This window comes from Pseudoflavonifractor sp. MSJ-37, assembly GCF_018917965.1.
In the GTDB taxonomy this organism is placed as follows: domain Bacteria; phylum Bacillota; class Clostridia; order Oscillospirales; family Oscillospiraceae; genus Pseudoflavonifractor_A.
In genome coordinates, this window is sequence record NZ_JAHLPP010000002.1 from 245,372 (window position 1) to 268,294 (window position 22,923).

General features: G+C 64.5%; 19 protein-coding genes. 9 read left to right on the forward strand and 10 right to left on the reverse strand.

Going from position 1 to position 22,923, the window contains the following annotated elements:
* The first annotated feature begins 13 nt into the window (after positions 1-13).
* The 5 genes from dnaB to KQI12_RS07005 all read left to right on the forward strand — a co-directional run bounded on the left by dnaB (position 14) and on the right by KQI12_RS07005 (position 6,171).
* Complete coding sequence (gene dnaB / locus KQI12_RS06985; protein WP_216572051.1) at positions 14-1,360, forward strand: replicative DNA helicase; 1,347 nt, start codon at positions 14-16, stop codon at positions 1,358-1,360.
* Between the two features lie 5 nt (positions 1,361-1,365).
* On the forward strand, positions 1,366-2,778 hold the full coding sequence (tilS, locus tag KQI12_RS06990; RefSeq protein ID WP_253290882.1) for a tRNA lysidine(34) synthetase TilS: 1,413 nt from the start codon (positions 1,366-1,368) through the stop codon (positions 2,776-2,778).
* A gap of 19 nt (positions 2,779-2,797) precedes the next feature.
* Entirely contained in the window at positions 2,798-3,343 is a 546-nt protein-coding gene (gene hpt, locus KQI12_RS06995; RefSeq protein WP_216572054.1) for a hypoxanthine phosphoribosyltransferase, read from the forward strand.
* Positions 3,344-3,442: 99 nt separating this feature from the next.
* Positions 3,443-5,416: an ATP-dependent zinc metalloprotease FtsH gene (ftsH, locus tag KQI12_RS07000; protein ID WP_253290883.1), complete on the forward strand. Its 1,974-nt coding sequence runs from the start codon at positions 3,443-3,445 to the stop codon at positions 5,414-5,416.
* Positions 5,417-5,529: 113 nt separating this feature from the next.
* Positions 5,530-6,171, forward strand: a complete 642-nt coding sequence (locus KQI12_RS07005; protein ID WP_216572056.1) for a transcriptional regulator — start codon at positions 5,530-5,532, stop codon at positions 6,169-6,171.
* Between the two features lie 798 nt (positions 6,172-6,969).
* On the opposite strand, the gene KQI12_RS07010 is transcribed toward KQI12_RS07005, so the two are convergent.
* The 6 genes from KQI12_RS07010 to KQI12_RS07035 all read right to left on the reverse strand — a co-directional run bounded on the left by KQI12_RS07010 (position 6,970) and on the right by KQI12_RS07035 (position 14,471).
* Positions 6,970-8,379, reverse strand: a complete 1,410-nt coding sequence (locus KQI12_RS07010) for an amidohydrolase family protein (RefSeq protein WP_216572069.1) — start codon at positions 8,377-8,379, stop codon at positions 6,970-6,972.
* 26 nt (positions 8,380-8,405) lie between these two features.
* Positions 8,406-9,773: a uracil-xanthine permease family protein gene (locus KQI12_RS07015; RefSeq protein WP_253290884.1), complete on the reverse strand. Its 1,368-nt coding sequence runs from the start codon at positions 9,771-9,773 to the stop codon at positions 8,406-8,408.
* Positions 9,774-10,414: 641 nt separating this feature from the next.
* The gene (gene hydF, locus KQI12_RS07020) at positions 10,415-11,620 is read right to left on the reverse strand and encodes a [FeFe] hydrogenase H-cluster maturation GTPase HydF (RefSeq protein ID WP_216572072.1); all 1,206 of its coding nucleotides are present in this window, start codon (positions 11,618-11,620) and stop codon (positions 10,415-10,417) included.
* A gap of 13 nt (positions 11,621-11,633) precedes the next feature.
* The gene (hydG, locus tag KQI12_RS07025) at positions 11,634-13,052 is read right to left on the reverse strand and encodes a [FeFe] hydrogenase H-cluster radical SAM maturase HydG (RefSeq protein WP_371817980.1); all 1,419 of its coding nucleotides are present in this window, start codon (positions 13,050-13,052) and stop codon (positions 11,634-11,636) included.
* 47 nt (positions 13,053-13,099) lie between these two features.
* A complete protein-coding gene (gene hydE, locus KQI12_RS07030; RefSeq protein ID WP_216572082.1) occupies positions 13,100-14,215 on the reverse strand; it encodes a [FeFe] hydrogenase H-cluster radical SAM maturase HydE in 1,116 nt (371 codons plus the stop codon).
* Entirely contained in the window at positions 14,196-14,471 is a 276-nt protein-coding gene (locus KQI12_RS07035) for a TM1266 family iron-only hydrogenase system putative regulator (RefSeq protein WP_216572086.1), read from the reverse strand. Before KQI12_RS07035 ends, hydE begins: the two co-directional genes overlap by 20 nt.
* A 300-nt stretch (positions 14,472-14,771) precedes the next feature.
* On the opposite strand from KQI12_RS07035, the gene KQI12_RS07040 reads away from it, so the two are divergent.
* On the forward strand, positions 14,772-15,827 hold the full coding sequence (locus KQI12_RS07040) for an FAD:protein FMN transferase (protein ID WP_253290885.1): 1,056 nt from the start codon (positions 14,772-14,774) through the stop codon (positions 15,825-15,827).
* 165 nt (positions 15,828-15,992) lie between these two features.
* Here KQI12_RS07040 and KQI12_RS07045 read toward each other — a convergent pair whose 3' ends face one another.
* Entirely contained in the window at positions 15,993-16,565 is a 573-nt protein-coding gene (locus KQI12_RS07045; RefSeq protein ID WP_216572088.1) for an entericidin like toxin protein, read from the reverse strand.
* Positions 16,562-17,122 carry an RNA polymerase sigma factor gene (locus tag KQI12_RS07050; RefSeq protein WP_216572090.1) on the reverse strand — a complete coding sequence of 187 codons (561 nt, stop codon included), beginning with the start codon at positions 17,120-17,122 and terminating at the stop codon, positions 16,562-16,564. Before KQI12_RS07050 ends, KQI12_RS07045 begins: the two co-directional genes overlap by 4 nt.
* Positions 17,123-17,439: 317 nt before the next feature.
* Here KQI12_RS07050 and KQI12_RS07055 point away from each other — a divergent pair, with 317 nt between their 5' ends.
* Positions 17,440-18,132, forward strand: a complete 693-nt coding sequence (locus KQI12_RS07055; protein WP_216572092.1) for an N-acetylmuramoyl-L-alanine amidase family protein — start codon at positions 17,440-17,442, stop codon at positions 18,130-18,132.
* Between the two features lie 224 nt (positions 18,133-18,356).
* Here the strand turns inward: KQI12_RS07055 and KQI12_RS12695 are convergent, their stop codons facing one another.
* On the reverse strand, positions 18,357-19,307 hold the full coding sequence (locus tag KQI12_RS12695; protein ID WP_216572094.1) for a putative ABC transporter permease: 951 nt from the start codon (positions 19,305-19,307) through the stop codon (positions 18,357-18,359).
* Between the two features lie 173 nt (positions 19,308-19,480).
* Between KQI12_RS12695 and KQI12_RS07065 the strand changes: the two genes are divergently transcribed.
* Positions 19,481-20,278, forward strand: coding sequence for a DUF4358 domain-containing protein (locus KQI12_RS07065; protein ID WP_216572096.1), 798 nt, complete (start codon positions 19,481-19,483; stop codon positions 20,276-20,278).
* 113 nt (positions 20,279-20,391) lie between these two features.
* Positions 20,392-20,547 (forward strand): hypothetical protein, encoded by a 156-nt coding sequence (locus KQI12_RS07070; protein WP_216572098.1) that lies wholly within the window; start codon positions 20,392-20,394, stop codon positions 20,545-20,547.
* 139 nt (positions 20,548-20,686) lie between these two features.
* Here KQI12_RS07070 and mnmG read toward each other — a convergent pair whose 3' ends face one another.
* Positions 20,687-22,552 carry a tRNA uridine-5-carboxymethylaminomethyl(34) synthesis enzyme MnmG gene (gene mnmG / locus KQI12_RS07075; protein ID WP_216572099.1) on the reverse strand — a complete coding sequence of 622 codons (1,866 nt, stop codon included), beginning with the start codon at positions 22,550-22,552 and terminating at the stop codon, positions 20,687-20,689.
* Positions 22,553-22,923: the final 371 nt, after the last annotated feature.

Consider the following 22,923-nt stretch of genomic DNA (forward strand, 5'->3'; position numbering starts at 1 on the left):
GGAGGTGGTCCCCATGGACGAAGCGCTCCTCACCCGGCAGATGCCCCACTCTGTGGAGGCCGAACAGAGCGTCCTGGGCGCCATGCTCATCGACGCCCGCTGTGTGCCCGAGGTGATCGAGTCCCTCAAGAGCGAGGACTTCTATGTCAAGCAGAACCGGGACATCTATGACACCATCTACTCCATGTTCAACTTCTCCCAGACCATCGACCCGGTGACGGTGCTGGAGCACATGAAGCAGAACGGCGTCTATGACGAGAACACCTCCCGCAACTATGTCCTCCAGCTCATGGAGATCACCCCCACGGCGGCCAATGTGAAGGAATATGTGGCCATCGTGAAGGACAAGTCCCTCCTCCGGCGGATCGCCGAGACGGCCGGGGCCATGACCGCCATGATCCAGGAGGGCACCGGCACTGCCCAGGATGTGCTGGAGGCTGCGGAACAGCGGATCTATGCCATCCGGCAGGGCCGGGCCGCCCGGGGACTGGAACACATCTCCGGCGTGATCCTGAACGTATACGAGCGGCTGGCCGAGCTGGCCGCCAGCGACTCCGCCGTCCCCGGACTGTCCACCGGCCTGCCCGACGTGGACATGGCCATCTCCGGCCTGAACAAGTCCGACCTGATCCTGCTGGCCGCCCGCCCCGGCATGGGCAAGACCTCCTTCGCCCTGAACGTCCTGCTCCACGCGGGCAAGTTCTCCGGCAAGACGGTGGTGTTCTTCTCTCTGGAGATGAGCCGGGAACAGCTGGCCATGCGTCTGATCTCCGGCGAGTCCTTCGTGGACAATAAGAAGCTGGTCACCGGCCGGCTCAACGACGAGGATTGGTCCCGGATCGCGGCGGCCTCCGCCGCCCTGAACAAGACCCGGATCCTGATCGACGACGACCCCTCCCTCAGCGTGGCCGACATGAACGCCAAGTGCCGCCGGGTGGACGATCTTGGCCTGGTGGTGATCGACTACCTCCAGCTCATGACCTCCGCCGGGGAAAAGACCCGCTCCGGGGACAACCGCCAGCAGATCGTGTCCGACATCTCCCGGGCCCTGAAGATCATGGCCAAGGAGCTGAACGTGCCGGTGGTCTGCCTGTCCCAGCTCTCCCGCGGACCGGAGAGCCGCACCAACAAGCGGCCCATGCTCTCCGATCTGCGCGAGTCCGGCGCCATCGAGCAGGACGCCGATATCGTCATGTTCCTCTACCGGGACGACTACTATAACGAGGACAGCGAGGACCACAATCTGGCCGAGTGCATCATCGCCAAGAACCGCCACGGCGAGACGGGCACGGTGGAGCTCCAGTGGCTGCCGGAGTACACCACCTTCTCCTCCATCGACCGGCGGCATCAGGAGTTTTGACCGGCATGGGGCCGACGCTCCGGGAGCCGGCCGCCTTCGCCGGTCTGATCCGCCAGGAGGGGATGCTCCCCGCCGGGAGCCGGGTCCTCTGCGCCGTGTCCGGCGGGGCGGACTCCATGTGCCTCCTGCATCTGCTGGCCCGGCGGGCGGAACGGGGGGAGCTGATCCTCTTCGCCGCCCATTATGACCACCGGCTCCGGGGGGCGGATTCCACCGGAGACGCGGCTTTTGTGGAAAAGTGGTGCAAAAAGTGGAACATCCCCCTGACCGTGGGCTCCGGCGATGTGGCCGGCGAAGCCCGCCGCCGGGGGACCGGCATCGAGGAGACCGCCCGGGCCATGCGCTACGCCTTCCTGCGGGAGACGGCGGCGGCTCTGGGCTGTACCGCCATCGCCACCGCCCACAACGCCGGGGACAATGCTGAGACGGTGCTCCTCCATCTGATCCGGGGGAGCGGACTCCACGGTCTGGGAGGCATCCCGCCCAAGCGGGACGGCCTGATCCGGCCCCTGCTGACCACGGAACGGGCCGAGATCGAGGCCTATCTCCAGGCGGCGGGCGTCCCCCACCGGGAGGACGCCTCCAACACCGACACCGCCTACGCCCGCAATCTCCTGCGGCATCAGGTCCTGCCTCTTCTCCGCCCGATCGACCCGCAGGTGGTCCGGCGGCTGGGCGAGACCGCCGCCCTCCTCCGGGCCGACAGCGCCTTTTTAGAGGCCCAGGCCGCCCCGCTGGCGGCCGCCGCCCGTCCCGACGCGGAGGGTGCCGTGGTCCCGGCGGCAGGCCTCGCCGCCGCGCCGGATCCTCTGGCCCTCCGGGCCCTGCGGCAGATCGTGCGGCAGGCCGGGGGCGGTGAACTCTCCGCCGCCCACAGCCGGGCCCTGCTGGCTCTGGTCCGGGCCGGCCGGACCGACAGGGCCTGTTCCCTGAGCGGAGGCTGGGAGGGCCGCCTCAGCTGCGGCATCCTCCGGGTCGCCCCGGCAGGGCCGGTCCCGGCCCTGATCCCCGCGCCGCTGGCGCTGGAAGGGGAGACCTGGCCGGTCCACAGCCGGTACGGCCTCCGGTGCCGCCGGACGGTCTGTCCGGAGCGCCCGGCCCCCGGGACGTTCTATGTGGCGGAGTTCCATGGCGTCCCTCTGCTCCGTCCCCGGCAGACCGGGGACACGGTCGCCCTGCCAGGCCGCCCGGGCCGGAGCGTGAAGAAGCTCCTGATCGACCGCCGCTGTCCCCGATGGGACCGGGACCGTCTGCCGGTGCTGGCGGACGAGGCGGGCCCGGCTGCTCTGATCCCCTACGGCCCCCATGCCCCCCGGCTGGCCCAGCCCGGTCAGGAGGCCTGGGAGCTCCAGATCCGGACCGATCCCACGCCGCCGGAGGGCGGCGCCGATCCCCTGGTCCAGCCGGACCAAGCATAGAAAGGAAGGAAGCAAGAATATGCTGGAACAAGACATCGAGCGTGTGCTCTTCTCGGAGGAGCAGCTCAAACAGCGGGTGGCGGAGATCGCCCAGCAGATCGACCGGGACTATGAGGGCAAAGAGCCCCTGCTGGTCAGCGTCCTGCGGGGCTCCTTCGTGTTCATGGCCGATCTGGTGCGCCAGATCACACTGCCCTGCACCGTGGACTTCATGGCCGTGTCCTCCTACGGCAGCGGCACCACCAGCTCCGGCCAGGTGAAGATCGTGAAGGACCTGTCCGAGCAGATCGAAGGCAAGGACGTCATCGTGGTGGAGGACATCCTGGACAGCGGCAACACCCTGTCCTACCTGCTGAAGCTGCTGGAGGCCCGCCATCCCGCCTCCATCCGGCTGTGTACCCTGCTGGATAAGCCCGAGCGCCGCACCAAGCCCGTCCATGTGGACTACTCCGGCTTCTCCATCCCGGACGCCTTCGTGGTGGGCTATGGCCTGGACTACGACGAGAAATACCGCAACCTGCCCTATATCGGCATCCTGAAGCCCCGAGTCTACGGTGGGGAATGAGTCCTCCGGTCCCTCTGCCGATGGGCGGGACCGGATCATAAGTCTGAAAGCGCGTTCCCCCGGTGACCGGGACGGAGCGCCGGGGGGAGTGTCCGTTTTTTGAATAAGAGAGGAAGTCTGCGCGACATCGGCTTTTCCCTGCTGGTGGTCGTGATCCTGCTGACCAGCATCTTCACGCTCCAGGGGACCAATGCCCAGCCCCAGCTGACCTACGGCGACATCCGCCAGCTCCTGGTCCAGCAGAAGGTCTCCGACGTGACGGTGAAGGGGGACCGGCTCACCCTCACCCTGCGGGACAAGGATGAGTACGGCACCACCGTGCTCACCCACGACCTGCCCAGCTTCGACACCTTCTACGCAGAATTCAACGATATGCTGGTCAGCCAGCGGGACGCGGGCCTGCTGACCTATGATTACAGCGGTGCGTTCCAGAAGCCCTGGTGGTTCGATATGATCGCCTGGGTGGGCGTGATCGCCCTGTTCGGCGGCCTGTGGTATGTGATGTTCCTCCGCCAGAACGGTGGAGGCGCCGGGGGCGGCGGCGACCGCACCGCCCGCTTCGGCCGGGCCCGGACCCGCACCATGGACGATCAGGCCAAGCGGGTCAGCTTCTCCGATGTGGCCGGCGCCAAGGAGGAGAAGGCGGAGCTCCAGGAGATCGTGGAGTTCCTGCGAGACCCCAAGCGCTTCCTGAGCCTGGGCGCCCGGATCCCCAAGGGCGTCCTGCTGGTGGGCCCTCCGGGCACCGGCAAGACCCTGCTGGCCAAGGCCGTGGCCGGAGAGGCCGGGGTCCACTTCCTGTCCATCTCCGGCTCCGACTTCGTGGAGCTCTATGTGGGCGTGGGCGCCAGCCGGGTCCGGGATCTGTTCGACCAGGCCAAGAAGAACGCCCCCGCCATCGTCTTCATCGACGAGATCGACGCCGTGGGCCGCCAGCGCGGCGCCGGCCTGGGCGGCGGACATGACGAGCGGGAGCAGACCCTGAACCAGCTCCTGGTGGAGATGGACGGCTTCGGCTCCAACGAGGGCGTGGTGGTCCTGGCCGCCACCAACCGGCAGGACATCCTGGATCCCGCCCTCCTGCGCCCCGGACGCTTCGACCGGCAGGTCTATGTAGGTCCCCCGGACGCTCTGGGCCGGGAGGAGATCCTCCGGGTCCACGCCCGGAACAAGCCGCTGGGCGATGACGTGAGCCTGCGGGAGCTGGCCCGGTCTACCGGCGGCTTCACCGGCGCCGACCTGGAGAACCTGATGAACGAGGCCGCCCTACTGGCCGCCCGCCGGCACGAGCGCTTCATCGCCATGCGGGACCTGCGGGAGGCCGTCATCAAAGTGGTGGCCGGCCCCGAGAAAAAGAGCCGGGTGGTGATCCAGCGGGAGCGGGACCTGACCGCCTATCACGAGGCGGGCCACGCCATCGTGATCCATGAGCTGGAGACTCAGGACCCGGTCCATCAGATCACCATCATCCCCAGAGGCCAGGCGGGAGGCATGACCATCTCTCTTCCCCGGGAGGACGTGTCCTTCCTGTCCCGGCAGGCCCTGACCGAGCGGATCGCCGTCTGTCTGGGCGGCCGGGCCGCCGAACAGCTGGCTCTGAACGACATCTCCACCGGCGCGGGGAACGACCTTCAGAAGGCCACCTCCATCGCCCGGAACATGGTCACCCGCTACGGCATGAGCGACCGTCTGGGCAACGTAGTGTTCGACTCCGGCCATGGCGAGGTGTTCATCGGCCGCTCCATGGCCCAGACCAAGACCTACTCCGAAGAGGTGGCCGCCATCATCGACGAGGAGGTCAAGGCTCTGATCGACCAGGCCTATGCCCGGTGCCAGGAGATCCTCCGCGCCCGCCGGCCGGAGCTGGAGCGCACCGCCCGGTATCTGCTGGAGTATGAGAACATGGACGCCAAGACGTTCGAGCTGGTGTTCTCCGGCTCTGACGAGCCCCTCCCGCCCCCGGAGGGCTGGGCGGCCCCGGCAGACCCAGGACCGGACCTCCTGCCCGAAGTCACCGGCGGGAAGCCCCGCTCCAAGGCCGCGGAGGCTCCCGTCTCCGAGGATGAAAAATGACTCTGACGGCACGACCGCGCCCCCGCTCGAATGAGCGGGGGCGCCTTGTGTTTTTCGTCCGATATGTTAAAATATGTTCCAGGATATCTCGAAACCGGAAAGGAGCGGCGTATATGTCGCAGGCGTCCACCCTTCATTTCTTAGAGGAACTGGCCCGGAGCCTGGTCCGGCAGTTCGGCCCCCGGTGCGAAGCCGCCGTCCATGACCTGACGGTCCCGGACCGGTGCCGGTCCATCGCAGCCATCGAGAACGGCCAGATCAGCGGCCGGGCCGTGGGAGACGGGCCCTCTCCCCTCATGCTGGAGGCCCTGCGGGGCGGCCGCGGCCCCCGGGAGGACCATGTCTGCGGCCTGCGCCGCACCAGAGACGGCAAGATGCTCAAGTCCAGCGTCTGCTTCTACCGGGATGAGGCCGGGGCCCCCGCGGCCGCCCTGGAGATCTCCTACGACATCAGCCTCCTGCTGTCCATGGAGGAGGACCTGCGGCAGTTCACCGCCCCACAGCCTCTCCAGACGCCGGAGGGACCGGTGCGCAGTGTCAACGTCCTGCTGGACGAGCTGATCGAAGAGAGCGTCCGTCGGGTGGGCAGGCCGGTGGCCCTGATGAGCAAGGACGACAAGGTGGAGGCGGTCCGCTTCCTGGAGCAGTCCGGAGCCTTCCTCATCACCAAGAGCAGTGAAAAGATCTGCAAGTTCTTCCACGTCTCCAAGTACACCCTCTACAACTATATCGATGAGGCGAAGGAGGGGCGGTGAGCTCTCGGCGGTATTCGGTCCGCCCGCAGGCGGGGCATTGTGTCTTCGCTTGCGCAGCCGTTGGCTGTTTTTCCCGCCGCGGGCGGGACGGAATGTGTCCTCGCCGGACGGGCGCCCTGCGCGGGCAGCGCCCTATTTCTTTTTCTGTGCGTCAGAAAAAGAAACAGGGGAAAGAAAAAGGACCGCCAGAGGGGGACAGTCGATCCCCCTCTGGACTCCCCCCAATGCGTCCCCGGCCGGCGTTCGAAGGCAACAGCGCCCGCGTGAGCCTGGCAGCACACACACGTTTGCCCGGCGCTCCCGACGGACGTTTTTCGGCTCAAAAGACAAGATGGCCTGCCGCTTCGAAGGGCAGGATCGGACGGGAGCATTTCGTGCGTCCAGACCATCATAGGGGCGGCGTCCCCGACGCCCCACCATAGACTTTCGACCGTGCGCTCCGCGCGATCAGAGGACATCCGAGACGAGGACAGGGCCTTTATGACCGAACGAGGAGAGGACGAGCGCATAGGGGGTGTCCAGAGGGGAGGTCCGCCCCCTCTGGCGTTCTTTTTCTTTTCCCCCTTTCTTTTTTCTCACGTGAGAAAAAGAAAGGGGGCCCCCGCCGAGCAGGCGGCCCGCGCGCACCCGCAAGGGGCATGCCGCATCCGTAAGGCGGCAGAGCCGCCAACGGCTGCGCAAGCGAGCGCATCCCCCGTCCCCGCCCATGGCGGGACCCCAGACGAAAGCGCGTCCCTGGAGCTCACGCTCCAGGGACGCGCTGTTTCATATGCCTTGCTCAGGACCGGACCCGTCGGCTCAGCCGTAGGTGCGGTTCCACTTGTGGCCCTCGCGGCGGTTGGTGATGCCGCCGCGCTCACAGAGATCCTCGGCGCACTTCTGCACCTTGCGGTAGATCTCCTTCTCGTCCTTCACGGTGGTGATGACGCCGTTCTCCATCAGCATCTTGCCGTCGACCATCGCGCCGACGATGTTCTTGATGGAGGAGGAGTACACCAGCGTGGACACGGGGTTGTGCATGGGGATGGCCTTGGGGCACTCCAGAGGATCGAAGATCACCAGGTCGGCCTTCTTGCCGACCTCCAGAGAACCGATCTCCTTGTCCAAGCCCACGGCGCGGGCGCCGTCGATGGTGGCCATCTCCAGGACCTTCTCGGCGGACATGGCCAGGGGGTTCCGGGTGGCGACCTTGTGCTGGAGGGCGGTGAACTTCATCAGCTCCACCATGTCCTGCGCGTTGTTGCTGGCGGCGCCGTCCACGCCCAGAGAGACGGTGATGTCGTTGCGGAGCATCTTGGGCACATCGGCCACGCCGGAGGACAGATACTGGTTGGAACAGACGTTGTGGGACACCTTCATGTCGTACTTCTTGGCCATGGCGATGTCCTTGTCGGTCAGGTAGCAGCAGTGGACCATCAGCACGTTGGGGCCGACGATACCCAGCTCCTCCAGCACCTCAGCGTCGGGCTTGCCATGGAGCTCCTGCGCGGCGTCGCGGTCCCAGGGCGTCTCGGAGATGTGGACGGTGAAGCCGGACTTGTACTCGTTGGTCACGCGCCACAGCATCTGCAGGTTCTCCTTGGTGTTGGACCAGATGGCGGCAGGGGCCACCCACACCTGGATGCGGCCGTTCTCACTGTTGTGATAGGCGTCGAACACCCGGTAGAGGTCCTTCTCGATGGTGGCGGTATCCTGCATGATGCCGGGATGCACACCGAACTGCTTGCCGGTGTTCATGCATCCGCGGCCCAGGATGCCGCGGATGCCCAGGTCCCGCATGGCGTCCACCACGCCGTCGGACAGCTCGCCGATGGGATGGGGATACATATAGTCCAGCATGGTGGTGATGCCGCTGTGCAGGCCCTCCATGCAGCCCAGCATGGACGCCAGATAGCAGTCCTCCCGGGTCAGGTTGGTGGCGGCGGGGAAGGTCATGGTCTCCAGCCAGTCCTTCAGCACCATGTCGTCGCCCAGGCCCTTCAGCAGGGTCTGGAACAGATGGTTGTGGGTGTTCACGAAGCCGGGGAAGACGATCTTGCCGTCCAGGTCCGTGACTCTGGCCGCGTCGGTGTACTTGGCCTCCAGCTCGGCGCTGGGGCCCACCTCGACGATGCGGCCGTCCTTGACCGCGACAGCACCCTGGAAGAAGATGTTGCGCTCCTTGTCGACAGTGACGATGATCCCGTTTTTCAGCAGATGGTCGATCATGATAGCATTGCTCCTTTTTTCTTCACTTAGTCCTCAGCGGCCTCCGCGTCCCGGTCCTCCTGCGTCTTAGGCAGGACGATGTTGAGGACGATGGCGGTCAGAGCCACCAGGATGATGCTGGACTCACCAAAGAACATCTGGACATAGCCGCCCACCACATCCAGGGTGTCCTTCGCGAAGGAGAGGCCCAGGCCCAGGGTGAGGGAGATGCCGCAGACGAGCATAGAGCGGCTGGTGAAGCGGCTCTTGGCCACCAGGGACATACCGCTCATGGTGATCATGGAGAACACGACGACCGTAGCGCCGCCCACCACACAGTTGGGGATGGTGGACAGCAGGGCTGCCAGCTTGGGGCAGAAGGCCGCCACGATCAGGGTGATGGCGCCGGTGCCCATGACCCAGCGGGAGCAGACCTTGGTCATGGCCACGATGCCGGAGCACTGGCTGTAGGAGCCGGTGGCGAAGCAGTTGAAGAAGGAGGAGAAGATACAGCCCACGGCGTTGCCCAGGATACCGCCGGAGAGCTCCTCATCCAGAGGCTGGCGGCCCAGGCCGCCGGTGGCGGAAACGGTCATGTCGCCGGTCATCTCCACGGCGTTGATGAAGTAGAGCAGGATGAAGACCAGGATGAACTCCAAACGGAACTCCAGGGGAGCGCCGCCGTTGCCGAAGGCCAGAGGCTGGGGGATGTCGAACCACTTGGCGGAGGCGATGCTGGAGAAGTCCACATAGCCGGCCACGGCGGCCACGATGTAGCCGGCCACGATGCCGATCAGCACGGCGGCAGCGTTGATCATGCCCTTGCCGAAGGCGCTGCAGGCCACGATGACCACGATGACCAGCGCGCCGATCAGCCAGTTATGAGGCTGGCCCATAGCGGGGTCGCCCTGGCCGCCGGCCAGGTTGTAGATAGCCACGGAGAAGCAGGAGATGCCGATCGACACGATGATGGTACCGGTGACGATGGGCGGGAAGTACTTGCGGATATAGGGAAGAAGGAATGCCACGAAAACGGAAGAGAACGCGGCGACGAGCTGCGCGCCGAACAGGACGGGGAGGCCCAGGTCCTCATTGGTGGCGACGGCCAGACAGATGGGCAGGAAGGTGTAGGTCAAACCCATCATGATGGGCAGTCCCGAACCGATCCGTATCTTGCCGATCTTGATGGGGAACGCCTGGATCAGGGTGGCCACGCCGGCGCCCAGTACGGAGCACTGGATGAGCAGGGTGGCGTGGTAGCTGTCCATGCCGCAGGCGTTGGCCACCAGGATCATGGGCACGATGTTGCCCACGAACATGGCCAGCAGTTGCTGGAATCCAAGCGGGAATGCCTGGAGGAACGGCGGTCTGCCGTCCAACTCGTAGATCGCGTTGCTCTTGTTGTTCTGTTTCAAAGTATGATCCCTCCGAAGGATGTCCACCAGGAAGAGTCGTTCTCTTCCTAACTATCTCATCTCGTTGCGGACGGAGCGGCGCTGCTTTGGAGGTCAGGGTATGCGCCGCTGCCTGTGGCCCGTTCACAAGCAAAAAAGTACCGCCGTCCACCCACAGCAGGGCAGACGCCGGCGGGTCGGGCCGGGTCAGGATACAGGCATGAGGACAGGATAAGATGAGAAAAGAACCCTGTTCCTCCCGCGCATTCACTGCAAGCGCGGCTGACGATGATCCCTCCTTTTCTGTTAAAAATGATACAATACCTTATATGAGTTGTCCATGACTTTTTGTAAGGGCGCATCAACAAATCGGGGCCGAAATGATTTGCTATTTGACAGCCTTTATGCGATCGAACATGGGCCGATATTTCATTGGAAAGAACTTCCGTCCCTGTGCAGCCGGGCTTTTCCACATTATCCACATAGTTTTCCACAGGTCTCCGGACAGTCGGCGAATACCGACATTCATTTTCGAGGGTCAGACCTCATGAAAGGAACTATTTTCCATGGCAGATCGCACGATCCTCCTATCGTCCAGATATAGAACAGGGCGGGCCCCTTTTGCGAGGCCCGCCCCTTATCCTATCCACTTTTCGGTCCGATCATCCCAGCAGGGCCGCCACATCCGGAAAGGGGGCGACGGCGTGGGGGAGGATCCCGTTCAGATAGGCGATCAGGATCCCATAGTTGGTGATAGGCACGCCCTGATCCCGGGCCGCCCGCTGGCGGGAGGCCATCTCGCGGGGGCCCAGCGTACAGCCGCCGCAGTGGATGACCATGGCATAGCCGCTCAGGTCCGCCGGGAACTTCCGGCCGGAGCAGAAGGTGAAGTCCGGCTCCACCCCCCGCTTGGCCCGGATCAGGCAGGGGAGCTTCCCGGTGCCGATGTCTCCGCATTGGCGATGGTGGGTACAGCCCTCCGCGATCAGCACCCGGTCCCCGTCCTTCAAGCGGTCGACGGCCCGCACTCCCGCCACGGTCAGGGGCAGATCTCCCTTGTACCGGGCCATGAGGATGGAGAAGGAGGTCAGGGACACCGCGGGCGGCACGATCCCGGCCACTTGGGCGAACGCCTGACTGTCCGTGATGACGAGCTTGGGCGGCTCCGCCAGCTTCTCCAGCGTCTGGGCCAGCTCCGTGTCCCGGCACACCAAGGCGGAGGCGCCCGCCTCCAGCACGTCCCGGATGGTCTGCTGCTGGGGGAGGATCAGGCGGCCCTTGGGGGCGGCCTTGTCGATGGGGACCACCAGCACCGCCGTGTCCCCCGGCTCCAGCAGATCGGAGACCAGAGGCCGCTCCTCCACGGCTCCGATGGCCGCCCGGGCGGCCGCCTCCTTCAGCTCGGTGATGTGGAGCCCGGTCTTCGCGCTGACCCAGAGGGCCTCGTCCGTCCCCTCCGGCACGGCGGGAAGGAGGTCGGCCTTGTTCCACGCCAGCAGGCAGGGGAGCTTCCGGTCCCGGATCTGTTCCCGGAGGGCCTCCATGGCGGGCCCAAGAGGCTCGGCGGCATCCGCCACCAGGATAGCCAGATCGGTCCGGTCCAGCACCTGGCGGGCCTTCTCCACCCGCAGGGCCCCCAGCTCTCCCACGTCGTCGATGCCCGGGGTGTCGATGATCTGCACCGGACCTAGGGGCAGGAGCTCCATGGACTTGTACACCGGGTCGGTAGTGGTGCCCTCCACCGGGGAGACGATGGACAGGGCCTGTCCGGTGAAGGCGTTCACCAGACTGGACTTGCCCGCGTTCCGCCGACCGAAGAAGGCGATGTGGACCCGCTCGCCGGAGGGGGTCTCGTTGAGTCCGCTCATGCCGCTCCTCCTCTTAGAACCGGAAGTCCCGCTCGCCGTGGGCGATCCGTTCCAGCCGCTCCGTCACGATCTGCTTGACCTTTTCGTTGGGGATGCCGTCCAGCTGCTGGGCGATGACCCGGTCGCCCACGGCCCGGGTCTCAGGGGCGGCGTAGTCGGTCAGATACTCCTTCAGGGTCATCAGGGCGTTGGGGAGGCAGCAGTTCTGGATCTGGCCGGACTTGCACAGGGACATGAACCGGTCGCCGGTGCGGCCCTCCCGGTAGCAGGCGGTGCAGAAGGAGGGCACATAGCCCAGCTCCATGAGCCAGCGGACCACCTCGTCCAGGCTCCGGCGGTCGGACACGTCGAACTGGGCGGAGTTGTCCTCCGGCGGCTCCTCCTCGGCATAGCCGCCCACGCTGGTGCGGGAGCCGCCGGAGATCTGGGAGATGCCCAGCTCCAGCACCCGCTCCCGGCTCTTCTGGCTCTCCCGGGTGGAGACAATCATGCCGGTGTAGGGCACCGCCACCCGGATACAGGCCACGACCTTGGCGAAGATGTCATCGGAGATGCCGTTGTCGAAGGCGTCTGGGTCAATGTCGTCGGCGGGGCAGACCCGGGGGACGCTGATGGTGTGGGGGCCCACGCCGAACACGGCCTCCAGATGCTCGGCGTGCATGAGCAGGCCGGCAAACTCATAGCGGTAGCTCTCCAGCCCGAAGAGGACGCCCAGGCCCACGTCGTCGATGCCGCCCTGCATGGCCCGGTCGTGGGCCTCGGTGTGGTAGGCGTAGTTGCTCTTGGGCCCGGTGGGGTGAAGCTTTTCATAGCTCTCCTGATCATAGGTCTCCTGGAAGAGGATGTAGGTGCCGATGCCGGCCTCCTTCAGCTTCCGGTAGTCCTCCACCGTGGTGGCGGCGATGTTCACGTTCACCCGGCGGATCGCGCCGTTCTTGTGCTGGATGGAGTAGATGGTCCGGATGGACTCCAGGATATACTCCAGCGGATTGTGGAGGGGGTCCTCGCCGGCCTCCAGGGCCAGACGCTTGTGCCCCATATCCTGGAGGGCGATGACCTCGGCCCGGATCTCGTCCTGGGTCAGCTTCTTCCGGGCGATGTGCTTGTTCTTGGCGTGGTAGGGACAGTAGAGACAGCCGTTCACGCAGTAATTGGACAGATAGAGCGGGGCGAACATGACGATGCGGTCGCCATAGAAGTCCTTTTTGATCTGCCGGGCCAGCTCATCGATCTCCCGGTTCCGGTCCTCCAGCTCGCAGGCCAGCAGGACGGAGGCCTCCCGATGGGAGAGGCCCTTACGCAGGCGGGCTTTGTCCAGGATCGAACCGATCAGGGCGTCGTCGGTCTTGTGGGCATCGGCATAGGCCAGGCTCTCCAGGATCTCCTGATGGTCGATGAACTCCTGGGCTTTCATAGATCTGGGATCGTACACTTCGGTCAAGTCCTTTCTTATGGGTCAGCGCCGCATGGGCTTCCCCGTCAGATATTTTTATAGTCGGATGGATCGCGATGCGCGGGCCGCAGAGGGGCAGGATGCGGGCACGGAGCCCGCTCCTGCCGGCCCGCCCGGTCTCCCCGGCCGACGACGACCTGATAGCCCGCCGAGGCCATCCGGGCGGCCAGGCACTGGCGGCACTGGGCCGACTCGTCCCCGGTGCAGATCTTGTCGTCGTAGAGGGCGTATTTCTCCCGCACCGCCGTGGGGGAGAGGTTGGGCATACACACATTGGCTCCGGCCCGGATGCCCAGCTCCCGGCCCTGAGGGTGGATCGTCCCCAGCGCCGTGGTCGCCGGCAGGAGCACCGTGGGCAGCATCAGCCGGATCAGGCTCAGCAGGAACAGGGTCTGCTCCAGCGAGCCCCGGGGCCGGTCCCGGAAGGGGGTGTCGTGGTGGGGGATGAAGGGTCCGATGCCCACCATGTCGGGCTGGAGTTCGTAGAGAAAGCACAGGTCCTCCGCCAGCTGCTCCTCCGTCTGGCCGGGGGAGCCCACCATGAAGCCCGCTCCCACCTGGTACCCGATGTCCTTCAGGTCCCACAGGCATTTTTTCCGGTGCTCCGGGGACATCTCCGGGGGATGGAGGGTGCGGTAATGGGCGTCGTCCGCCGTCTCGTGCCGGAGGAGATAGCGCTCCGCCCCGGCGTCGAACCAGAGCTGGTAGACCGCCCGGCTGTGCTCGCCCACGGAGAGGGTCACGGCGCAGTCGGGCCAATCCGTCCGGATCGTCCGGACCAGATCCGCGATCCGCTCCGGCCCCCACTTTGGGTCCTCGCCCCCCTGAAGGACGAAGGTGCGGTAGCCCAGCATATGCCCCTCCCGACAGCAGGAGAGGATCTGCTCCTCTGTCAGACGGTAGCGCTCCACATGGGCGTTGGAGCGCCGGATGCCGCAGTAGAGGCAGTCGTTCCGGCAGCAGTTGGTGAACTCGATCAGGCCCCGGATATACACGTCGGCACCGTAGCAGCGCCGACGGACGGCGTCGGCTCGGCGGGCGGCCTCTCGCTCCAGATCCGGATCTCTGGCCCGGAGGAGGGAGGCGAACTCCGCTTTGGAGAGCCGATGCTCCCGCTCCAGCTTATCGAGCAGCGTTCTCATCGGCCTCCGGCAGCTTGGAGTAGACCGCCTTGCAGGTGACGCCGGACAGCATCCCAGCCTTGCCGGACAGGGTGCTGATGGCATCGGCGGGGGCATCCAGCACGATGCTGATCAGGTTGACCCCCCGCTGGCGGTAGGGGATGCCCATCCGCCCGATGATATAGTCCTTGTAGTCGTGGAGGATCTTGTTCAGGGGCTCCACCGAGTCGGGATCCTCCACCACCAGGCCCAGCAGGGCCACACGATCTGCTTCCATATCTGTTCTCCTTTCTCCGCGCTCCGCGGGACAAAAAACGCGCCCCGAAAAAGGGCGCGCGCTACCATAGGGCCGGCACGGCCCCGCTCTCGTCACGTCCCTTCCCCGTCAGGATCGGATCCTTCCGCGTCAGCGATGTCTCTTCTATTATACTGGCCAGTCTTGTTTTTGTAAAGCATTTCCGGATCCAAATGGACAAAGTTGCGTTTCCGCCCGGGTCGTGCTATGATAGGTCTCGCAAAGTTAGTATCCACTAACCTTCGGTCCGACTACACGTCCCTCGAAAGGAGCCCGTCCCTTATGCGATCCATCCGCCTGTTCCCGGCCTTCCTGGCCACCCTTGCCCTCACTGCCTGTGCTCCGTCCACGCCGTCCGCCTCCTCCGCCGCCCCGGAGACGGAGCCGGTCCGGTCTGAGCTCTTCGCCATGGACACTGTCATGGACCTGACCGTCTATGGGACGGATCCGGCGGAGGGGGAGGCCCTCCTCGCCGACGCAGAGGCGGAGATCCGGCATCTGGAGGGCCTCCTGTCCGTCACCGATCCGGACAGCGAGATCTACGCCGCCGACCACAGCGGCGGCGTCCCCGTCCCTCTGTCCGAGGATACGGCGGATCTGGTGGCACAGGCCCTGACGCTGTGTGAGCGCACCGGCGGGGCGCTGGACATCAGCATCTATCCGGTGGTGCGGGCCTGGGGCTTCACCACCGTGGACTACCGGGTGCCGGGGGAGGAGGAGCTCCAAAGCCTGCTCCGGGCCGTGGACTGGACCCGGATCCGGCTGGATGGGGACCGGCTCACCGTCCCGGACGGCATGGAGATCGACCTGGGGGCCGTGGCCAAGGGCTATACCGGCGACCGGCTCATGGACCTGTTCCGGGACCGGGGCGTGACCTCCGCTCTGGTGAGCCTGGGGGGCAACATCCAGGCTCTGGGCTCTAAGCCGGACGGCTCCGCCTGGCGGGTGGCCCTCCAGGACCCGGACGGGGACGGCTATGCCGGCGTGGTGGAGCTCCGGGACGAGGCCGCGATCACCTCCGGCGGCTATGAGCGGTACTTCGAGGAAAACGGCGTCCGCTACTGGCACATCATCGACCCGGCGGACGGCCATCCCGCCCGGTCCGGCGTGGCCTCCGCCACGATCGTCGGCCCCTCCGGCATAGAGGGGGACGCCCTGTCCACCGCCCTCTTCCTCCTGGGGCCGGAGAGGGCCGCCGACTGCTGGCGGGCCAACGACGGCTTCGACTACGTCCTCCTGCTGGAGGACGGCACCGTCCAGATCTCCGAGGGGCTGGAGGACCGCTTCTCCCTCTATGGGGACTGGGAGGGACGGGACCTGACCGTCATCCGCCGCTGACTCCATTGGTCCCAGATAGACGGGCCGCCGGATCCATGATCTCCCTTTTACCCTAAGTGTTGATATAAGCCTATCCGCCAATCCCTCCGTCGATTTGACGGAAAATGGGCATAGAAAAAGGACAGTCGACTTCTCGGCTGTCCTTTCGATATGAAGATAGCTCATTCAGTTTGCGGCAGGGTCTTGTTCTGATACTTCTTCACCAGAAGTTTGGTTATTGGGGAGTGGGCCATACCCGTCTGGGTTTCCGTCGAGGTCTGTGCTATGATAGTTTTCATACAACCAGTATTTCCCGCCAATCCCAACGACGATGTTTTCGCCATATTGATAAACTTCTGCGCCAACAATAGGGTGATTTGCCTGGAAGTTTTCTTTGGGTATCCCGTCCAAATAATTACCTGCGTCATTTGTGCCTTGGAAGTTGGTAACATCACTTTCAATGACGCCTAAATAAACAAAATCGTCTTTCAATTCGTTGAACGATGTTTGCGAAGTGGACTGCTTATACAAGGTGTCATTAACATAAATCATCGGTGCCGCATCTGCTATACCCGGAGTAGTAACACTATTGTTGTGGAGAAAAAAGGGAATTGCCGCAACGCATACTAAAGCCAAACAAGCTGCAACCGCTCCCCATTTAGCCCAGACGGGCTTCTTTGCTTTTTGATATACCCTTGCCTCGCTGACATATTTCTCATTGATATCGCCGAGGACTTCATACAGTTTTTCGTTAGTCATAGTTCAAAGCCCCTTTCTAAAAGGTAGTTGTGTAGTTTAAGGCGGAGGCGGTTAAGGGCCATTGATACTGCCCCATCATTCATGCCGTGCCGGATAGCAATTTCTGAAATGCTATCGGTGTACCAGTATCGGCTGATGAAAATACTTCTTTTCTCTGGATAAAGACTATCCAGAAATGTATCAATGGCTTTCGTGAGTTCCTTTTGGTCAAATACCTGTTCAACATCATCCTTGCCAGATACCAGGTCTGAAAGTTCCTCCAAAACCACAGGCAACTCTCCGCCGCCTCGTTTGTCGGCAGTGTTATGCTTGTATCGGTTAAACGATAAGTTGCGGACTATTTTCCCAAGGAACGTAGATAGAATGCTCGGTCTATGCGGTGGCATGGAGTTCCATGCGTTCAAGTATGTATCGTTCACGCATTCCTCTGTGTCCTCATGGTTGCCCAGTATGTTCTTGGCAATCGAGGTACAGTAGCTTCCATACTTGTCTGCTGTTGCGGGGATTGCCTGCTCATTCCTATCCCAGTATAACTGGACTATCTTTGCGTCATCCATCAGTGTTCACCTCACTTTCAAATTTACCCTTTCACCTATATACACAACTTTTGAACTCAAATCTCACACATTTTTTCAAATATTTTTCTATCCCATAATACCACAATATTCTACAATTTAGGTATGAAAAAATGCCGAAGCTGACTTCGGCTCTTTTCGGTATCCAGTATCGGTTAAGTGCGTGATTTAGTGAAATCACCGGAGTTCTACCCTATCCACACAAAAGGTAAAAGGGAATCCATGATATCTTAAAAGACAAGCGCCGGAAACTCTGGTATAATGGGAGGATACCACGAGACGAGAGGAGACGGCTCCAAATGGCACAGACGAAGGGCGGAAAGCGGGTCGCGGCCCGGGGGAAGCGGCAGAAGGACAGCGGCAGGAGGATGTTCCTGATCCCAGCGGCGCTAGCCGCGCTGGTGGCAGTCCTGCTGGGGGTGAAGTTCCTCCTGGCCCGGACCGGCCGTGAGGAGGCAGGCGGCCCCACGCCCCCCTCCTGGGTGACGCAGGAGCTCCTGCCGGTGAATCCCTGGTCCCGGCCCGGCACCAAGCTGGAACAGGTCGACGGCGTGGTGGTCCACTATGTGGGCAACCCCGGCACCTCCGCGGAGCAGAACCGGAGCTTCTTCGCCGGTCTGGCAGACCAGACCGCCCCGGCGGAGGGGGAGGTCGACACCAATACCTACGCCAGCAGTCACTTTCTGATCGGTCTGGACGGGGAGATCATCCAGTGTGTCCCGCTGGACGAGTGGGCCTACTGCTCCAACCGGCGGAACGAGGACACGATCTCCATCGAGTGCTGTCATCCCGACGAGGAGGGGCAGTTCACCGAGGCCACCTACCAGTCCCTGCTGAAGCTGGTCCACTGGCTCCAGGAGGAGTACCACCTGAGCGGGGACCAGATCATCCGCCACTACGACGTGACGGGCAAGGAGTGCCCCCGGTACTACGTGACCCACCCGGATGCTTGGGCGCAGTTCAAGGAGGATCTGGCGAACGAAGCGGACTAACATCTTGAAGTCACGACATCACGAAGGGCGGTAGAACGGCAGAGGAGGAGGATCGATGTGCCTCTCCTTCGCGCCGTTGGAACGATGCTGACAATGCTTGGGACCTTTTTCACCACGGCCACGGTCTGCCTCGACCGTGAATAAGGACAGGCAGGTATGACGGTGTGGGTCATACCTGCCTGCTTTTTGTTTTCGATGATAAACGCATCCAAAGGTGAGCCCTGTCATCCCTTCTTCCGGAGCCCCCGGGCGCGCCGGCGGACCTCCTCCAGGGCGCCGGCGTAGCGGGTAGAGGTCATATGGGGGAATGCCTTCAGCAGACGCCGCTGGCCGAAGCCGTAAGTAGACAGCAGCTCCTCGTTGGCCGCCTTGAGCTCGGCCAGCGCCGCCTCCCGGCGCTTGAGGGCGGCCTCCCGGGCCGTCCGGCGGGCGGTCTGCTCCGCCTCCCGGGCGGCGGCCCGCTCGGCCAGCTCTTCCTTCAGGTCCGCGCCCTTCTCCGCCAGGTCGGCCAGGTCCACCCGGAGCCCGGCGCTCCGCTCAGCCAGGTCCTCCTTGAGGTCCGCGCTCCGCTCCGACAGGGAGAGGGTGGCGTCGGCCAGGTTCTCTCCCAGTTCGTTGGAGGCGGCCTTGATCTTGGCGGCCATCTCGTCCAGCTGGCGCAGGTGCTTGTTCAGGCCCACCATGGCCGCCACCGTGGCGGCCAGGTCCACCACCGCCGTCACGCCGAACACGATCAGCAGGACCACCCCTGCCAGATGGGGGATGTGTCTCACCAGCCCGGATACCGCCGGGTGGACCATATCCATGATGATGAGGCAGGCGAAGCCCCACATGAGGGAGAAGATGGGGCAGATATAGCCGTTCAGGTTGAAGGGCATCTCCGAGTAGTCCCACCATCTCTGATGGAAGAGCTTCTCCAGCACGAAGCCGGTGAGCCATTCCAGGGCACTGCACAGCACCACGCTCCCGAAGAAGAGGAGGAGGGACCTGCCCTTCAGCGGGCTGAGCAGGGACACCACCAGCACCACGCCGCAGCCGTAGATGGGGCAGAGGGGGCCGTTCAGGAAGCCCCGGTTCACGAAGTGCCCCGTCCGCAGGGCGGCATAGCACACCTCACCGCACCAGCCCAGGAAGGCATAGGCGAAAAAATACCAGATCAGTTCATACAGCGTCATAGGAGGGCTCCTTTCCGGCATCCCGCATCTTGTGTCAGTATGGACCATTCTATCACAGATCAGCCGGGGAGAGGGGAACTTTTTTCGCCCCCCGCCGTCTAACCCTCCGAACGACGGACACCGGCCGGTCCCACCGCGGCCCGGACCACCGATGATAAAGGAGATATCTCACCATGAAAAAGACCGCTTCTCTGCTCGTGAGCGCCGCCCTGACCGGCGCCCTGCTGGCCCCCGCCGCGCTGGCCGCCGGGGCTCCCGCCGCTGAGCTCTCTCTCAACGGCACTCCGCTGGACACCAGTGCCCTCCCCGCCGTGGAGGGCATCCCCATGCGCCTCGTCACCGAGGCCGACAAGGGCTACGCCTCCTGGTTCCAGGACGAGGACCAGGGCTTCTTCTATCTGGCCGGCCGGCGGATCGTGGTGGACTTCCGGGACGGCTCTGTCTCCGTGGACGATGAGGCGCTGGAGGGCGTCACCGCCACCGTGGAGGCCGGCGTGACCTTCCTGCCCGTGTCCGTGCTGGACCATCTGGACGGCGTCTCTGCGGTGGAGAAGGACGGCAGGCTGGAGATCTCTACCCCCAACGGCACCCCGCTGGCCAAGCTGGCCTACGCCGTGGCCGAGGCGGGCGGCGTGGCCATCGGCTCCAATGCCACCCCCGAGGACCTGGATGACTATGGCATCCACAGCGACAGCTTCACCCAGATGTGGAGTTTCTTCCCCATGATGACCAGCCCGGACACCGTGCTGATCGGCAAGCTGGCCGACGGCAGGGAGGCCCAGGCCAGGGCCGATCTGGAGGAGTACCGCCAGCAGCAGGAGGACACCTTCTCCTGGTATCTGAGCCAGAACCTGCCCAAGGTGCAGGAGGCCCAGACCGTGGTGCAGGACGGCTGGCTCCTCTTCGTGATCGGTGAGGACGCCGACGCCGCCGTCCAGACCTTCCGGGACGGCGTGGCCGGACTGGAGTAAGACCGATCCGATGGGGGCGGGCTCTGGTCCTGTCCCCATCGCCCTTCCACTCAGACCGCCAAAAGGGAGGAGCCAAGTCCTCCATCCGATCAACGAAAGGATGAAGCGCTGTCATGGAAGAAAAAGCATATATCAAAGCGGTCGCCGGTGTCATCGTCGGTGTGACCGCCGCATTTTACTTTGGCGCCATGTACGGTTTTTTCCCATTTTCACGGATGACTGGACCATTCGGGCGATTGGCTTCTGCACCCTCGTCATCTGTGTGGTGATCGTCATATGCACCTGCGTCATCTTGGAGCATCTGAAGAAGCTGAGATAGCAAACGGCCCCCTTCCACGCACGAGATCTGTGCGGGGAAGGGGGCCGTTCCTTTTTGGGGCTGTGTGAGGCAAGGGGATGGCCCGGTCTCTACCGCTCCAGCACCGCCATGAGCACGGCGATGTCGGCGGGGCTGACGCCGGAGATCCGGCTGGCCTGGCCCAAGTTCTCCGGGTGGACCGCCGCCAGCTTCTGACGGGCCTCCAGACGCAGGCCCGCCAGGGCGGCATAGTCCAGATCCGGGGGCAGGGCCCGGCCCTCCAAACGGCGCATCTCCTCCACCTGGCGGAGCTGCTTATCGATGTAGCCCTGATACTTCACGGAGATCTCCACGCTCTCCGCCTCGGCGGCGGTGAGGGGCGGGCGGTCCGGGTCGAAGGGAGCCAGCTCCCGATAGCCGATCCCGGGCCGGCGGAGCAGGTCCGCCAAGCGGGCCCCATTAGGCGCGGGAGGCTCCCCGTGGGCGGCCAGCATGGCGGCCAGCGCGGGGGAGGGGGCGGCGCCGGTGTGCTCCAGCCGCTTCCGCTCCTTCTCCACGGCGGCGTACTTGTCCAGCACCCGCTGATACCGCTCGTCGCTGACCAGTCCCACCTCATGGCCCACCGGGCAGAGGCGCTGGTCCGCGTTGTCCTGCCGGTGGAGGAGCCGGTATTCCGTCCGGGAGGTCATGACCCGGTAGGGCTCGTTGGTGCCCTTGGTCACCAGATCGTCGATCAGCACGCCGATATAGCCCTGATCCCGCCGGAGGACCATGGGGGGCCGGCCCAGCAGCTTCAGGGCGGCGTTGATGCCCGCCGCCAGGCCCTGGGCCGCCGCCTCCTCATAGCCGGAGGAGCCGTTGAACTGCCCCGCGCCGTACAGGCCGGGAACTTTTTTGCACTCCAGCGTGGGCCGGAGCTCCGTGGGGTCCACGCAGTCGTACTCGATGGCGTAGGCGTGGCGGGTCATCTCGGCCCGCTCCAGGCCGGGGATCGTGTGGAGCATGGCGGCCTGCACGTCCTCCGGCAGAGAGGAGGACAGGCCCTGGACATACAGCTCCCCGGTGTCCAGGCCCATGGGCTCGATGAAGAGCTGATGGCGCTCCTTATCGGCGAAGCGGACCACCTTGTCCTCGATGGAGGGGCAGTACCGGGGGCCCACGCCCTCGATCGTGCCGGACCACAGGGGGGAGCGGTCCAGGTTCGCCCGAATGATGTCATGGGTCCGCTGGTTCGTATAGGTGAGCCAGCACACGGCCCGGTTTTCAGGCACCTCGGTCGTCTCGAAGGAGAAGGGGAGGGGCTCCGGGTCCCCGTCCTGCCGCTCCATCCGGGAGAAGTCCACGCTCCGGGCATCCACCCGGGGAGGCGTGCCCGTCTTGAACCGGCGGAGGGAAAGCCCCAGCCGCCGGAGGCAGTCCGTCAGGGGGAGGGCCGCCATCCGGCCGTCCGGCCCGGAGGTCCGGGTCAGATCTCCCACGATCGTCCGGCCGCCCAGATAGGTGCCGGTGGCCGCCACCACCGCCCGGACGGCATAGACCGCGCCCGTGGCGGTGCGCACGCCGGACACGGCCCCGGCCTCATCCGTGAGGATGTCCACGATCTCGGCCTGCTTCACCCAAAGCCGGTCCTGCCGCTCCAGCGTCTCCTTCATGATCCGCTGGTACTCCCGGCGGTCGGCCTGGGCCCGGAGGGACCAGACGGCAGGGCCCTTGCCCTTGTTGAGTACCCGGTACTGGATGCAGGCCCGGTCCGCCGCCCGGGCCATCTCGCCGCCCAGAGCGTCGATCTCCCGGACCAGATGCCCCTTCCCGGTGCCGCCGATGGCGGGGTTGCAGGGCATGTTGCCCACCCCGTCCAGATCCACCGTGAAACAGAGGGTCCTCAGCCCCAGCCGTGCCCCGGCCAGGGCCGCCTCGATCCCCGCGTGTCCCGCGCCGATCACGGCGATGTCATATGTACCTGCGTCGTAGTCCATAGTAAGCTCCTTTTGAGAATAGAAGGGTCCCGCCCACGGGGCGGGACGGGGGATGCGCTCGCTTGCGCAGCCGTTGGCGGCTCTGCCGCCTTACGGATGCGGCATACTCCTTGCGGGTGCGGACGGGCGCCCTGCGCGGGCAGCGCCCTATTTCTTTTTCTGAGCGTCAGAAAAAGAAACAGGGGAAAGAAAAAGGACCGCCAGAGGGGGACAGTCGATCCCCCTCTGGACTCCCCCCAATGCGTCCCCGGCTGGCGTTCGAGGGCAGAAGCGCCCGCGCGAGCTTGGCAGCATACACACGTTTGCCCGGTGTTCCCGACGGACGTTTTTCGGCTCAAAAGACAAGATGGCCTGCCGCTTCGAAGGGCAGG